This window comes from Micromonospora sp. R311 (assembly GCF_056780015.1).
Genome location: NZ_JBSWCE010000021.1, coordinates 22,561 through 38,087 on the forward strand (window position 1 = coordinate 22,561; position 15,527 = coordinate 38,087).

A 15,527-nucleotide genomic window follows, 5' to 3' on the forward strand; every position below is an offset into this window, starting at 1 on the left:
GTCACGCGGTGCCGCCGGGGCGGCGGGGTGGGTTACGGCGGGTACGGCTGCGTCGGGCGGCGGCGCGCAGTGCGGCGCGGGCCAGCTCCGGCCGGTCGGCGGCGCCGTCCAGGCTGGCGGCGAGCGCCCGGATGGTGGGGTGGCGGAACAGGTCGAGCATCCGGATGGAGCGGCCGGTCGCGGCGGTCAGCCGGGCGTGCACCGCGGCCAGGGCGAGCGAGTGGCCGCCGATGTCGAAGAAGTTGTCGGTGACCCCGACCCGGTCGCGTTCCAGCACCTCCCGCCAGATCTCGGCGATCAGCTCCTCGGTGTCGGTGAGGCCGTCCGGGCCGGCCGGCAGCACGCCGCGCGGCGCCTCGGCGGCCGCCACGGTCATCGCGCCGAGCTGCGGGGTGGCCACGGTCGGCCGGGGCAGCTCGGCGGCCGCCCGGTCGGCGGGGGCGTCCGGGGCGGCGGCCAGCGCGCCGACCAGCGTCGCCAGGTCGGCCAGCAGGCCGTCGACGCGCTCGGCGTCGAACAGGTCGGGGTTGTAGACCACCTCGACGCCGCAGCGGCCGTCCCGCTCGACCACGTAGACGGTGATGTCGAACGGCGACCCGGGCTTGGGCACGGCGACCGGCTCGGCGGCCAGGCCGGTCAGCGCCAGCCGGGGCGGGGCGAAGTTGAGCACGTTGAACAGCACCTGCACCAGCGGGGCCCGGGAGGTGTCCCGGCCCACCCCGAGGGCCTCGACGACCTTCTCCAGCGGCGCTCCCGGGTGGGCGGTCACCTCGTGCAGCTCGGCCGCGCACCGGTCGACCAGCTCGGCGAAGCTCGCCGCGCCGCCGCGTACCCGCACCGGCACGGTGTCGATGAAGAAGCCGACCACATCGTCGAAGGCGGCCAGCCGCCGGTCGGCGACGATCGCGCCGAGCACGTGGTCGTCGCCGCCGGTGAGCCGGCGCAGCAGCTCGCCGAAGCCGGCCAGCAGCACCGCGGCGACCGTGGTGCCGCGCCGCTCCGCCAGCTCGCGCACCGCCCGGTCGGTGGCCTCGGGCAACCGCACGGCCGCCTCGGCGCCGGTGTAGGTGGCCACCGCCGGCCGGGGCCGGTCGCGGGGCAGCTCCAGCACGGTCGGCGCGTCCCGCAGGTGCTCCCGCCACCAGGCGAGGTCCGCCGCGCCGCGGCGGCGGTCCCGCTCGGCGCGCCACACCGCGTAGTCGGCGTACGTGGCGGCCAGCGCCGGCAGCCGCGGGGTGTCCCCGCTGACCGCCTGGGCGTACGCCGCCGCGAGGTCGTCGTAGAGCAGCTTCTCCGACCAGCCGTCGAAGACCGCGTGGTGCAGGGTGATCGCCAGCACGTGCTCGTCCGGCCCGAGCCGGTAGACGGTCACCTGCCACGGTGGCCCGGTGGCCAGGTCGAAGGCGTGCGCCGCGCCGGCCGCCAGCATCCCGGCCAGCTCCGCCCCGGCGTCGGCGCTGCCGGTCAGGTCGACCACCGGGACGGCCACGTCGGTCGGCTCCTCGCAGACCGCGTACGGCACGCCGGCGGTCTGCGGGATCCGCCAGCGCAGCACGTCGTGCCGCTCGGCGACCGCGCGCAGCGCCGCGCCCAGGGCGGCGCTGTCCAGCGGGCCGCGCAGCCGGTGCGCCACCGCGATGTTGTACGGCGCGCTGGACGGGGCGAGCTGGTCGACGAACCAGAGCCGCCGCTGCGGCGGGGAGAGGGTGGGCGGGTTGCCGGTGGTCAGCCCGTCGCCGTCGGCGGGGGCCGCGGCGTGCACCCGGTCGACCAGGCCGGCCAGGGTGCGGCCGGTGAAGACGTCCCGGGTGTCGACCTGCCGGCCCAGTTCGGCGCGGAGGGCGGCGACCAGCCGCATCGCCGCGATCGAGTTGCCGCCGGCGGCGAGGAAGTCGGTCGCCGGGTCGGGGGCGACGCCGAGCAGCCGCCCCCAGATCCGGGCCACCGCCGCGGCCAACGGTTCGTCGGCTCCGGCCGGCACGGCGGGCTCGGCGGCCGGGCGGGCGGTGGCGGCCAGCGCGCGCAGCGCCGCCCGGTCCAGCTTGCCGCTGGTCGGGCTGACCGGCAGCTCGGCCAGGCGGAGCACCCGGGCCGGCAGCATCGCGGCGGTCAACCGGGGCCCGGCGTACGCCCGCAGCCGGTCGTCGTCCGGCGCGTCGGCGGGGGTGAGGAAGGCGACCAGCTCGGCGCCGGCCGGCCCGGGCACCGCCTCCACCGCGACCCGGTCCACCCCGGGCAGGTCGGCCAGCACGGCCTCCACCTCGCCCAGCTCGATCCGCTGGCCGCGGATCTTCACCTGCCGGTCGGCCCGGCCGAGGTAGACGATCCGCCCGTCCGGCTCCAGCCGGACCAGGTCGCCGGTGCGGTAGAGCCGCTCGCCGGGCAGGCCGGAGAACGGGTCGGGCACGAACCGCTCGGCGGTCAGCGCCGGCCGGTTGAGGTAGCCGTCGGCCAGGCCGGGGCCGCCGATCAGCAGCTCGCCGGTCTCCCCCGGCGGCACCGGGCGCAGCTGCCCGTCCACCACGTACGCCCGGTGGTTGGGCAGCGGCCGGCCGATCGGCACCGGGTCGGTCTCGGCGGCGGTCAGCTCGCCGCTGACGGCGAGCACCGTGGTCTCGGTCGGTCCGTAGCCGTTGAGGAAGAGCCGCCCGGGCGCCCAGCGGGCGGCCAGCTCGGCCGGCACCGCCTCGCCGCCGCAGAGCACCACCCGCCAGGCCGGCAGCTGCGCCGGGTCCAGCATGGACAGCACGGTCGGGGTGATGAACCCCCAGTTCACCTCGTGCGCGGCGATGAACCGGGCGAGCCGCACCGGGTCGGCCCGGTCCTCGCTGCCGAGCAGTTGCACCGCCCCGCCGAGCAGCAGCGGGAGGAAGAGGTCCATGGTGGCGGCGTCGAAGCCCAGCGAGGCGATGCCGAGGCTGCGCACCCCGGCGTCGGCGCCGGTCAGCGCGGCGCATCCGGTGACGAACTCGACCACGTTGCGGTGGGTGGTGAGCACCCCCTTGGGCCGGCCGGTGGAGCCGGAGGTGAACAGCACGTACGCCGGGTCGCCGGGGCGCGCCGGGCAGGGCGCGAGGGGGGCCGGGCCGGGCAGCCCGACCGCCGCCACGCCGGCCACGTCGCCGAACTCCGCCCCGGCCGCGTCGCCGACCACCACGGTCACCCCGGCGTCGGCGGCGATCTCGCGCAGCCGCCGCCGCGGCCCGCCCGGCTCCAGCGGCACGTAGCAGCCGCCGGCGAGCAGCACCCCGACCACGGTGACCACCAGGTCGGGGGTGCGGGTGCCGCAGACGCCGACCCGGGTCTGCCGGCCGACGCCGCGCTCGCGCAGCGCGGCGGCCACCCCGGCGGCCCGGGACAGCAGCTCGGCGTAGCTGAGCCGGGTGTCCCACTGGCGCACCGCCACCGCGTCCGGGGTCCGGGCGGCCTGCGCGACGATCAGCTCGGCCAGCGTCGCGTCCGGCCAGGGCAGGCTGTCGGCGTGGACGGCGCTGATGGACAGGATGTCGGTCACCCGTTCACTCCCCGGTGGCTCGCTGGATCGGTGATCTGCAGGCGCAGCTCGCTGACGTAGCCGCGCCCCTGCGCGTCGGTCACCCAGGCGTCGGCCGGGTCCGGCAGCAGCTCGCTGACGGTGACCGTGACGTCCGGGCCGGTCCTCGCGGCGGCGTCGACCATGGCGCAGAGCGACTGGGCGTGCAGCGGGCCGGTGAGGTCGGCGTAGCAGGGCTTGACCTCGGTGCCGACCTTGACGAAGACCCGCTCGGGCAGCCCGAGCCGCGCCCGCCACCGGCGGACCGCGAGGAAGCGCTCGGCCTCGCCGGTGACGCCGGCCAGGCCGGTCTCCGCCACCGTGGTCCGCCAGGTCCGCCGGGCGACGACCAGCCGGTCGATGGTGATCCGGGGCGTGTGCGGGGCGGGAGCGAGCAGCTTGAACGAGTCCAGCAGCAGCGCGCCGAGCAGGTTGGCGAAGATCTCCATCAGTGGCCAGCGGCTCCCGTCGGGCAGCACCGCGACCCACCCGTCACCCTCCGCCTCGACCAGCGCCTCGGTGCCGCGGACCAGCCGGTCGACGTCGGCCCCGCGCGCCGTGTCGATGCCGAACTGCCGGTCGGCGGGGCCGTCCAGCGCGTACGTCATCCGGGTGCTGTGCCGCGGGTAGCTCTCGGGATAGAGCACCCGGGCCCGGGCCGGGCCGAGGTCGGCGTCGAGCGCGGCCCGCAGCGCCGGCCGGTCGGGGTGGAACGGGGTCAGCACCGCGCTGTCGAACGGGACGTAGGCCGGGTGCAGCTCGCCGAGGACGAGCAGGAAGTCGCCCCGGTTGACCGCGTCCAAGCCGGCGGCGCTGAGCTGCACGTCCGGGCTGTGAATCCGGGCCGACGGCCAGCCGGGGCGGTCGGCGGCGAACAGGGCGCGGGCCCGCTCGGCCAGGTCGGCGCTGCGCAGCCGCAACTCGGCCTGGCCCGGGGCCGCCGCGGCCAGACCGACCAGCTCCGCCCAGCGGGCGGTCAGCTCGGCGCCGGCCCGGGCGATCGGGCCGTCCGGGGCGAGCAGCAGCCCCTGCGCGAGGGCCCAGACGTCGGCCAGCCGCACCGGCCCGTCGCCGCGCAGCTCGGCGTGCAGCTCGGCGAGGATCCGCTCGCCGGCGGCGCCGACCTCGGCGGTCAGCCAGCGGGCCGCGGCCAGCACGATCGCCAGCGGCTCGGCCAGGGCGTCCAGCACCCGGGAGCCGACCGTGACGGACAGGTCGCGGGCGGCCTCCTCGTAGCTGACCGTGCGGCCGGCGTACATCTGGCCGGCCTGGCGGGTGGCGGGCCGGCCGGTGACGGCGGTGAACTCGGCGTTCAGCGCGGCGAGCGCGGCGCCGAGCCTATCCGGGTCGCCGGCCGCCGCGGCCACCGCGTCGCGCGCGGCCCGGAGCCGGTCGAACGCGGCGGCCACCTCGGCGCGCACCGCCGGATCGCCGATCGCGGCGATGCGTTCGGCCAGCACACGTTCGGCCGCAGGGCTGACCGGCAGGCCGGCGTCCCAGGTCAGCAGGTCCCGCCCGACCAGCCGGTCGAGCAGCAGGTAGCCGTCGTCGGCGCCGCGCAGCGTCCCGTCCGCGCACAGCCCCCGCACCAGGGTGACCGCCGGGGTACGCCCGTCGCAGGCGGCCAGCAGCCGCGCCTCCACGGCGGTCAGCTCGGTCGGCGGCAGCAGCGGCCGGGTGACCTGCCGGCCGGACAGGCTCAGGTGCGGCGGCAGCGCCGGGGCCCACCAGCGCCGCACCGCCAGGTCGTCGGCGAGCCGGTCGGCGTACGCGATCAGCGCCCACGCCTCGAAGTGGACCTCGCGCCGGGACACCAGTGCCGGACCGGGCCGCAGCCGGGTGGTCGGCTCGTCGGGGTCGAGCCGACCCCAGCAGACCGGGCCGAAGAAGCCGATCGTCTCGGCCTTGCCGCAGTAGCGCTGCCAGTAGCGCAGCAGGCTCAGCTCGCGCTTGCGCCGCCGCACGTTGCGGACCGCCGGGTCGGTGCGCAGCAGGCCGTCCAGCGCGATCAGCATCTCCGGGTTCTGCCAGGTGACCGCCTCGCGCAGCAGCGGGTCGGCGGCGATCTCGCCACACACCGCCGAACTGTCGGCGAGCGCGGTCGCGAGCGCCTTGTCGAACACCTCGGCGGCGCCCTCCCCGGCCAGCAGGGCGTCGGCGGCGGCCGCGGCGTCGGGCGCGGCGAAGGCGTCCAGCCCGGCAGCCGGGAAGCCGGCGGTCCGCAGCACGACGTCGCGCCACACCCACCAGCCGGTGTCGCCGAGCGGGATCCGGTGGCTCATGACGGCACTCCACTTCGCTCCGGGCCGCCATGAGGCACCAACGCGCTGCACCGATGACCCGCTCGCTGACGCTCGCTCATCGGCCGCCCTCCCGCTCGTCGGCGTCCACGATGTGCAGCCGCAGTTCGCTGAAGTAGCGCCGGCCGGCCGCGTCGGGCACCCAGGCGTCCGCGACCGTGGGCAGCATCTCGCTGACCACCAGCGAGGTGTCGTCGCCGCCGTCGGTGCGGGCGGCCCGCACCATGGCGCAGAACATGTTGCTGAACGCCGGGCTGCCCAGGTCCACGAAGCACGGCTTGGTCTCGGTGCCGAGCTTGACGTAGACCTGCTCGGGCAGGCCGAGGCGGCGGCGCCAGTCGCGGACGGCGAGGAACCGGTCCCGCTCGCCGGTCACCGTCGCGAGACCGCTTGCGCCGACCGTGGTGCGCCAGGTCTGCCGCGCCACCACCAGGTCGCCGAGGGTGATCCGGGGGGTGTACGGCGCGGCGGCGACCAGCTTGAACCCGTCGACGGCGTGCGCGCTGAGCAGCGGGGAGAAGACCTCGGTCAGCGTCCAGCGCTGCCCGTCCGGGGCGGTGGCGTGCAGCCGGCCGTCCTGCTCGGTGACGGTCAGCTCCACCGTGGGCAGCACCCGCTCCGGGTCGGCGCCGGGCGCCGGCGCGAAGGCCAGCTGCCGGTCGGTCGGCCCGGCCAGCGCCTCGGCGACCCGGCTGGTGCGCCGGGGCCAGTCGGTCGGGAAGAGCAACCGGATCCGCCGCTCGCCGAGGTCGGCGGTGAGCGCGTCGCGCAGCCGGCCCACGTCCGGGTGCGCCGGGGTGAAGACCTGGCAGTCGAAGGACGCCCAGGCGGCGTGCAGCTCGCCGAGCACGACGGTGTAGTCGCCGCGGGCCAGCGCGTCCGCGTCGGCGGCGCAGATCTGCAGGTCGGGGCTGTGCAGCCGGGCGTTGGGCCAGGCCGGGCGGTCGGCCGGGAAGACCTCGGCGACCCGGGCGGCGAGGTCGGCCACCGGCAGCCGGACCTCGGTCGCCCCGGGCGGCAGCCGGTCCAGGCCGAACAGTCCGGCCCAGCGGGCGGCGAACTCGGCGGCGACCGTGTCGACCGGCCGGGTCCCGTCGCCCCAGAACAGGCCCTGGGCCAGGAACCACAGGTCGGACAGGGCCACCGGGGCGCCGCCCGCCTCGGCGCGCAGCTCGTCGTGCAGCTCCCGGAACGCCGCGTCGTACGCCCGCTCCAGCGCGTCGGCCAGCCAGCGGGCCGCCTGGAGCAGCACCGCGAGCGGGGCGGCGATCCGGTCCAGCAACGGCCTGCCGAAGACCACGTCGAGGTCGCGGCTGGTGTCCTCGTAGCAGAGGGTACGGCCGGCGTACATCTGGCCGGCGCGGCGGCGCGGCGGCTGCCCGGTCAGCTCGGTGAAGGTGGTGTCGAGCGCGTCCAGGGCGGCGCGCAGCCGGTCCGGGTCGCCGGCCGCGGCGGCCACCGCGTCCCGGGCGGCACGGAGCCGGTCGAAGCCGGCGCGGGCCTCCCGCCGGGCGGCCTCGTCCCCGATCGCGTCGATCCGCCGCCGCAGCACGTGCTCGGCTTCCGGGCTCACCGGCAGGCCCGCGTCCCAGGTGATCAGCTCGCGGTCGACCAGCCGGTCCAGCAGCGCGTAGCCGTCCTCGGGGCGACGCAACCCGATCGCCGGGTCGGTGACCAGCTCCCGGGCCGGGCGCCGGCCGTCGGCGGCGGCCAGCAGCGCCGCCTCCACCGGGGTGAGCGGCACCGGCGGCCGGCCGGGCCGGCGGACCGCGCGGTCGGTCAGGCTCAGCTGCGGGCAGAGCATCGGCGCCCACCAGCTGCGCACCGCCAGGTCCTGGCCGATCCGGTCGGCGTAGGCGCTCAGCGCCCAGGACTCGAACCACACCCAGCGGCGGCGAGTCAGGCCCGGGCCGGGGCGCACGTCGGCCGTCTCCGGGCGGGCCGGGTCGAGGGTGACCCAGCAGCTCGGGCCGAAGAAGCCGACGGTCTCGTTCTTGCCGCAGTACCGCTGCCAGTACTTGAGCAGGGCGCGTTCCCGGTCCCGCCGCCGCACGTTGCGGGCCGGGTCGGGTCCGCCGCGCACCAGCCCGTCCAGCGCCACCAGGGCGCCCCGGTTCTGCCAGGTGACGGCCTCCCGCAGCAGCGGGTCGCCGGCCAGCTCGGTGAGCCGGCGACCGGTCGCCGTCATCGCCTCGGCGAACTCCTTGTCGAACTGCTCCGCGCCGGCGCCGGTGGCCAGCAGCTCGTCGGCGGCCGCGGCGGCCTGCGGGGCGGCGAGCTGGGCCAGCCCGTCGGCGGGGAATCCGGTGGTCCGCAGGATGGCGTCGCGCCACACCGACCAGCCGGTGTCGCCGAGCGGCACCCGGTGCCCGCCGGGCACCGGCGCCGCCGCCGCCGCGCCGGCCGTCGCGGATACGGCGTCCGCCGCGGTCAGCGCGACCGGCCCCGCCGCGGGTACGGCGTCCGCCGTCGCGGGCACGGCGTCCCCGGCGGCGAGTGCCGCGTCGAGGTCGGCGCGGATCACCGCGAGCAGCTCGACCAGCCGGTCGTGCAGGAAGAAGTGCCCGCCGTCGATGTCGTGCAGGGTGAAGCCGGCGGCGGTGTGCTCGCGCCACGCCTCGCTCTGCGCCCGGCTGACCGCCCGGTCGTGCCGGCCGCTGAACGCCACGATCGGCACCGGCAGCGGTTCCTCCGGGACGTAGCGGTAGCCGTCCACCCGGCCGAAGTCGGCACGCAGCAGTGGCAGCAGCAGCTCGACCAGCTCGGGATGGTCGAGCAGCTCGGCCGGCAGCCCGCCGCCCTCGCCGAGGCGGCGCAGCAGCTCGTCGTCGTCCACCCGGGACAGGCCGTCGAACACGCTGGGCGCGGTGACGTGCGGGGCGCGGGCGCCGCCGACGTAGAGCCGCAGCGGCAGCGGCCGCCCGGCCCGGCGCAGCTCGCGGACCACCTCGAAGCCGACCCGGCCGCCCATCGAGTGGCCGTAGATGGCGTACCGGCCCTCGGCGCGGTCGGCGATCGCCTGCGCGACGTCGGCCACCCGGAACCGGGGGTCCTCGCTGATCCGGTTCTCCCGGCCGGGCAGCTGCACCGGCAGCACCTCGACGCCCGCGCCGACGCCGTCCTGCCAGCGCCGGAAGGCGCTGGCGCCGGCACCGGCGTAGGGCAGGCAGAACAGCTGGACCGGTGCCGGTTCACGGCGGCCGGCGGAGACGAACCAGTTCACCGCGCGCCTTTCTGAGGGGGGTCGATCCAGTACCGCTGGCGCTGGAACGGGTAGGTGGGCAGCCCGGTGCGCCGGACCGTGCCCTCGGGGTGCAGCGCCGTCCAGTCCACGTCCCGGCCGGCGACCCAGGCCGCGGCCAGCTCGCGCAGCTCCCCCGCCGGGCCGGCGACCCGGGCGTCCGTGGCGAGCAGTTCGTCCAGCGCGGTGACCGCGTCGGCCGGGTCGGCCGCCACCACGGCCGCCCGGCAGCCGAAGGCCCGCCGGCCCAGCGCCAGGGTGGCGGCCACCCCGGCCAGCGCCGGGCTGGCGCCGGCGAGGTGCTGGCGCAGCCGGGTCAGCGCCGCGCGCAGCGCGACCGGGTCCCGCGCCGACACCGGCAGCAGGTACGCCGCGGCGTCCGGGGCGTCGACGGGCTCGGCCGGGGGCGGCTGCTCCACCACCACGTGGGCGTTGGTGCCGCCGACCCCGAAGGAGCTGACCCCGGCGACCCGCCGCGGCGCGTCCGGCCAGTCCCGCGCCTTCGTCGGCACGTAGAACGGGCCGGCGGCCAGGTCGACCTCGGGGTGCGGGCGGGTGAAGTGCAGGTTCGGCGGGATCACCCCGTGCTGCACGGCGAGCACCGCCTTGATCAGCCCGGCGATGCCGGCGGCGGCGTCGAGGTGGCCGATGTTGGTCTTCACCGAGCCGAGCGCGCAGCTCTCCGCCGGCCCGGCACCGGAGTAGACCTCGTGCAGCGCGGCGACCTCGATGGCGTCGCCGAGCGGCGTGCCGCTGCCGTGCGCCTCGATGAAGCGGACCTCGCCCGGCGCGACCTCGGCGGCGGCGAGGGCGCTGGCCACGGCGGCGGCCTGACCGGCCGGCCCGGGCACGGCGAAGCCGGCCCGGTCGCCGCCGTCGTTGGTGACACCCCAGCCGGGCAGCACCGCGTAGATCCGGTCGCCGTCGGCCTGCGCGTCGGCGAGCCGGCGCAGCGCCACCACGCCGACGCCGGAGCCGAAGCCGGCGCCGTTGGCCGCCTCGTCGAACGCGCGGCAACGGCCGTCCGGCGAGGCCAGGCCACCCGGGGTGTGCCGGTAGCGGGGCCAGGTCACGTTCACCCCGCCGGCCAGCGCGATGTCGCACTGGTAGTCGGCCAGGCTCTGCGCGGCGAGGCAGACCGCGACCAGCGAGCTGGAGCAGGCGCTCTGCACGGCGACCGCCGGGCCGGTCAGCCCCAGCCGGTACGCCACCTGCCCGGGCAGGTGGTCGGTGAACTGCCGGCCGACCAGCCGGGCCTCCCAGTCGTCCGGGTCGACGTCGCCGACCACGGCCGGGTTGTCCATGAGGTGGAACAGGAAGTAGCGGTTGGCCGAGGTGGCGACGTAGACGCCGACCAGCCCGGGGAAGCGGGCCGGGTCGTGGCCGGCGTCCTCCAGCGCCTCCCAGGCGGTCTCCAGGAAGAGCCGGTGCTGCGGGTCGGTGCGCGCCGCCTCCTGCTCACCGAAGGAGAAGAACCCGGCGTCGAAGTCGGCCACCCCGTCCAGCCGGCCCGCGGCCTTGACGTGCCGGGGGTCGGCGCGCAGCCGGGGCCCGACGCCGAGGGCGGCCAGTTCCTCGTCGCTGTGGTCGTGGACGGCGTCGACGCCGGCGCAGAGGTTCCACCAGAAGGTGGCCACGTCGGGCGCGCCCGGGAAGCGGCCGGCCAGGCCGACCACCGCGATCTCGTCGCCGGTGTACTCCCGGGCGGCGGTCGTCGGGGCGGCCGGCGGCAGCGCCGGCGCGCGCACCGGTTCCAGCGGCGCGTCGAGCAACCGGGCCTGGGCGGCCACCGTGGGGTGGTCGAAGAGGCGCAGCATCGGCAGACGCACTCCGAACCGCTCCGCCAGCCGCTGCTGCACCTGCCCGAGCAGCAGGGACTGCCCGCCGACGTCGAAGAAGCTGGCGGTGCGGCCGACCGCGTCGCGGCGGAGCACCGCGCACCAGATGTCGTGCACGATCCGCTCGGTCGGCGTGGTCGGGGCCTCGCCGGGTGGCACCTCCCGGGCCGGGTCGGGCAACGCCCGCTCGTCGACCTTGCCGGTCACGGTGAGCGGGAACTGCTCGACCACCACCACCGCGCGGGGCAGCGCGTAGTCCGGCAGCCGCCGGGCCAGCGCCGCGCGCAGGGCCGCCGGGTCGAGCGGCCCGCCGGCGGGCCGGGCGTACGCGAGCAGTTCGCCGTCGCGGGCGATGGCGCGGACCCCGGCGACGCCGGGCTGCTCAGCGAGCACCGCCTCGACCTCGGTCAGCTCGACCCGGAAGCCGCGCACCTTGACCTGCCGGTCGAGCCGGCCGAGGCAGACCAGTTCGCCACCGGGCAGCCGCTCGGCCAGGTCGCCGGTGCGGTAGGTCGGCACCCCGTCGGGGTCGACGCCGAACCGGTCGCTGTGCTGGTCGAGGTAGCCGGGGGCGAGGTGCCGGCTTGCCACCACGAGTTCGCCGTCCGGGGTGAGACGCAGCTGGTAGCCGGGCAGCGCGGCGCCGATCGGCAGCGGCCCGGTGGCGTCCGGGTCCGCCTCGGCCAGCGGCAGCGCGTACCGGGCCGCGAAGGTCAGCTCGGTGGCGCCGTAGCCGTTGACCAGCAGGCAGTCCGGGGCGAACCGGTCGCGGCCGCGGGCGGCGTCGGCGTGGGTGGCCTGCTCCCCGCCGAGCAGCACGACCCGGACGTGGTCGAGCCGGCGCTCGCCGAGGGTGTCCAGCAGGAACCGGTAGACCGTGGGCGTGGAGTGGTAGACCGTGACCCGGTGCCGGGCGAGCTGCTCGACGGCGTGCGCCAGGCCGTGCCGGCGCAGCTCCACCGGGACGACCGCGGCGCCGGTGAGCAGGGCCGGGTAGAGGTCGGGGATGGCCGCGTCGAAGCTGAACGAGGCGAGCAGGCTGAGCCGGTCGGCCGGGCCGAGGCCGAGGACGGCGATCTGGTTGTCGACGACGTGCAGCAGGTTGCGGTGGGTCTGCCCGACCGCCTTGGGCACGCCGGTGGAGCCGGAGGTGAACAGCACGTACGCCAGCGCGTCCGGGTCGACCGGCACCGGGCGCAGCGGGGCGGCCGGCACGGCGTCCACGGTGAGCACCCGGACGTCGGGCCGGTCGGCGGTGAGCCGGTGCGCGGTCTCCGCGTGCTCCGCTCCGGTGAGGACGGTGCCGACCCCGGCGGCGGCGAGCATGTGCCGCAGGCGCTGCTCGGGGAACCCCGGGTCCAGCGGCACGTACGCGCACCCGGCGGCAAGGGTGCCGAGGATGGCCGCGATGCTGGGCGTGCCGTGCGCGGTGAGCAGGGCGACCCGGTCGCCCGGCCGGGTGCCGGCGGCGGTCAGCGCCGCGGCGTACCCGCCGGCCGCACCGGCCAGGTCGGCGTAGCTGAGCTGATCGGCCTCGCCGAGCACGGCCGGCAGTTCGGGACGACGGGCGGCGACAGTGACAAACCGATTGATTACCGTCGATTGATTCATGTCAGACTACGGACGTCGCTCCAGAGCAGGACGGCGCGCAGCATTCGACAAGGCTGATCATGATCCCCCCCAGGACTTCACAATGGAAAGAGCATATGGCTCAATGCCTGGGAAGAGAGATCGTCGATTAGAGTCGGGCCGAAGAGCCGAACTGACCCTCCGACGAGGGACGGAAAAAATCGTCCGATCATCCCTCTAGCGCGTAGAGGAACTACCGCCTAAGCGTTTACCGTCAAGTAATCTTACGGTAGAAGTGGGCTCAGACAGCGAAAGTTCCCGAAATATGGGCGATGTCCACAGTCCGACATGACCCCTGCGGATCCCCGACTGCCTATCCGTCCGACGGCGGCGTCGGCGCGATCGTGCCGCCGAAACCGCGCGGAACCCGGGCCACCATCTCCCGGAACTCGTCGACCGTCACCGCCTGTCGCAGCGTCGCGAATACCGCGCCGGCGCCGGCCCGTGCGGTCGCCTCGTCGACCCCCGCCCGCTCCCCCACCCGGCGCAGGAACTCGGCCGGCCCGAACGCCGCCGTGCGGCCGTCGACCGCGCCGGTGCCGGGTGCCAGGTAGTCACCCAGCGCGTCCGGGAGTTGCCCGGCCAGGTCGTCCGCCTCGCCGCCGGCCACCCGCTCGGCCATCGTCTGCAGCACGGCCCGGGCGACCGCGGCGGCCTGCCCGGGCGGCAGCCCGGAGCGGCGGGACACCGCGTCGACGAAGCGGGGAAACCGCACGGCGCCTCCTGTCGTCACCGGCCCCGCGCTTACCCCCGCCGAGTGCCGGCAAACGACGTGCGCCCGCCGACGGCCGCGCCTGCTGGCCGCCTGGGTGCGGGCCGCACCGCGCCCGGATCGACGTCAGCGCAGCCCGGCGCAGGCCCGCAGGTGGTCGAAGATGAGCTGGTCGACCGGGGAGACCCGGTCGCGGTCGGCATAGCCGAGCCAGGCCGCCTCGGCGATCTCGTTGGCCGGCCGGAGTGCGCCCCGGAAGTCGGCGGCGTAGCAGGTCATCCGCACCAGCGTGCCCGCCGGGTGGCCGTGCGCCTGCGCGGTGAAGGTGCCGAGGTGCACGGCGCTGCCGGGCAGCACGACGACGCTCAACTCCTCGGCGATCTCCCGGCCGAGCGTCTCCAGGTCGGTCTCGCCCGGTTCGCGTTTGCCGCCCGGCAGGTACCAGACATCCTTGCCCCGCGAGCGGGTGCTGAGCACCCGGCCACCCTCGATCCGGATCCAGGCGACCTTGTCGATCTCCGGCACGGCACCTCCTCCGGCCTCCGCTGGGCCCGCCACTATATCCGGCTCGCGGCGACCTGGTCGCGCAGGCGTTTCACCCGCACCCGCCGGCGGGCATGCTGGCTTGGCAGGGCGAGCCAACGCGGCGGTCGGGCCGTCGTGCGGTCCGTCCGGAGGGGACGTGTCGAGATGGGATGGTTGCGGGACCGGCTCGGCCGGGGCCGGCCGGCACAGGACGTGCCCGAGCGGCTGACCAGCCGCGGGCTGTTCCGGGTGACCACCGAGACGGTGCCGCTCACCGATCACGAGACGGTCCGGCGGTGGCTGCGTGACCTGGACCCCGACCTCGGCCAGCAGGTGCACATCCGCCGGTCGTGGGGCGTGGTCGCCGCCGTCACCGACCGCCGGCACCCGGTGGGCGTCGTCATGTCCGACGCCGAGGACCGGTCCTGGGCGGCGTACCCCCCGGGTGCCGACGAGCGGGCGGACCTCACCCCCGACCAGGTCGAGCACGTGATGCTGGACGCGCTGACCGCCACCGAGCGGCCCGCCTGGCCACGGTGGCGCCGGCTGGACTGACGGCGGGACCCGCGAGGATGCCCGCGGCGGCGACGGCGCAGCAGCCGGCGACGGCGACGAGCAGCGGGCCGTACCCTCCCGTCCGGCTCAGCAGCGCCGCCGCGGCCAGCGGTGCGGTGGCCTTGGCCAGCGTGACGGGCGCGGCCAGCACGCCGGCGATGCTGGCGTAGCCGACGGTGCCGTAGCGGGCGACGAGCAGGGCCGGCGTCGCGAGGCTGGCGACGCCGAACCCGAGCCCGAAGCCGATGACACCGACGACGGCCCCCGGGCGGGAGCCGCCGAGAGCGGTGAGGGTGAGTGCGGCGGCGGCCTGGATCGCGAAGATTCCGGCGAGGATCGCCGGCACGGGCAGTCGTCGCCGGGCCCCGGTGAGGACGAGCCGGCCGGTGACCGAGAGGACGCCGAGCAGGCCGGCGACGACGGCGGCGAAGGTGGCGGTGTGGCCCCGGTCGGCGAGGAAGCCGACGAGGTGCACGGCCATGGTGCTGGTCGCCGCGCCGTGCGCGAGCAGCGCCGCCACCAGGACCCAGAACCGCGCGTCGCGGGTCGCCGTCCGCACCACGGCGCGCCGCCGGTCCGGTTGCCGGCTCCGCGCGGGCTCGGCGTCGCCCGGGCGGGCACCGGGCGACCGCCGCACCGTCCCGGCGTGCAGCGGCACGGTGGTCAGGCCGTGCACGGCGGCGAGCACGAGCAGCGCGCCCCGCCAGTCGAGGTGCGCGACGAGCAGGCCGGTCAGCGGCAGGAAGATCGTGCTGGCGAACCCGGCGACGATGGTGACGGCGAGCAGCGCCCGGTCGCGGCGGGGTGGCGGATACCAGGAGACGATGACGGCGAAGGCCGGTTCGTACAGGACCATCGCGCCGGTGGCACCGATGCCGATCATCACCACGTAGAGCTGCCAGATCGTCTCCACCTGGGACCAGGCGAGCAGCAGCGCGGTGGCGGCCAGCGAACCCCCGGTCATCAGGCCGCGCCCGCCGTGGCGGTCCAGCCACCGTCCGACCGGGACGGCGGCGAGCGCCCCGGCGATCACGGACGCGGTCAGCGCGCCGGTCACCGCGGCGGTGGACGCGCCGAGCGCGGTGGCCATCGGCTTCAGCAGGACCGCGTACGAGTAGTAGAGGGTGCCGTAGCCTACGGTCTGGGTCACCGCCAGCGCGGCGACCAACCGGCGCGGCCGCCCGGCGGGGCGCCC

The 15,527-nt window shown here is 76.8% G+C and carries 8 protein-coding genes; 1 reads left to right on the plus strand and 7 read right to left on the minus strand.

Annotated features, from left to right (window positions below):
- Position 1: 1 nt before the first annotated feature.
- The 6 genes from AC1WTP_RS18860 to AC1WTP_RS18885 form a co-directional block, all read right to left on the minus strand.
- Positions 2-3,514 (minus strand): amino acid adenylation domain-containing protein, encoded by a 3,513-nt coding sequence (locus tag AC1WTP_RS18860; RefSeq protein WP_481650576.1) that lies wholly within the window; start codon positions 3,512-3,514, stop codon positions 2-4.
- Positions 3,511-5,814 carry a lantibiotic dehydratase gene (locus AC1WTP_RS18865; protein ID WP_481650577.1) on the minus strand — a complete coding sequence of 768 codons (2,304 nt, stop codon included), beginning with the start codon at positions 5,812-5,814 and terminating at the stop codon, positions 3,511-3,513. The genes AC1WTP_RS18860 and AC1WTP_RS18865 overlap by 4 nt, the downstream gene beginning before the upstream one ends.
- 76 nt (positions 5,815-5,890) lie before the next feature.
- A complete protein-coding gene (locus AC1WTP_RS18870; RefSeq protein ID WP_481650578.1) occupies positions 5,891-9,055 on the minus strand; it encodes a thioesterase domain-containing protein in 3,165 nt (1,054 codons plus the stop codon).
- A complete protein-coding gene (locus tag AC1WTP_RS18875; protein WP_481650579.1) occupies positions 9,052-12,522 on the minus strand; it encodes an AMP-binding protein in 3,471 nt (1,156 codons plus the stop codon). Before AC1WTP_RS18875 ends, AC1WTP_RS18870 begins: the two co-directional genes overlap by 4 nt.
- 331 nt (positions 12,523-12,853) lie before the next feature.
- The gene (locus AC1WTP_RS18880) at positions 12,854-13,255 is read right to left on the minus strand and encodes a DUF2267 domain-containing protein (RefSeq protein ID WP_481650580.1); all 402 of its coding nucleotides are present in this window, start codon (positions 13,253-13,255) and stop codon (positions 12,854-12,856) included.
- Positions 13,256-13,378: 123 nt separating this feature from the next.
- The gene (locus AC1WTP_RS18885; RefSeq protein ID WP_481650581.1) at positions 13,379-13,777 is read right to left on the minus strand and encodes an NUDIX hydrolase; all 399 of its coding nucleotides are present in this window, start codon (positions 13,775-13,777) and stop codon (positions 13,379-13,381) included.
- 165 nt (positions 13,778-13,942) lie between these two features.
- On the opposite strand from AC1WTP_RS18885, the gene AC1WTP_RS18890 reads away from it, so the two are divergent.
- Complete coding sequence (locus AC1WTP_RS18890) at positions 13,943-14,332, plus strand: hypothetical protein (RefSeq protein WP_481650582.1); 390 nt, start codon at positions 13,943-13,945, stop codon at positions 14,330-14,332.
- On the opposite strand, the gene AC1WTP_RS18895 is transcribed toward AC1WTP_RS18890, so the two are convergent.
- Positions 14,244-15,482 (minus strand): MFS transporter, encoded by a 1,239-nt coding sequence (locus tag AC1WTP_RS18895; protein ID WP_481650583.1) that lies wholly within the window; start codon positions 15,480-15,482, stop codon positions 14,244-14,246. The two genes, AC1WTP_RS18890 and AC1WTP_RS18895, sit on opposite strands and share 89 nt — an antisense overlap.
- Positions 15,483-15,527 lie beyond the last annotated feature (45 nt).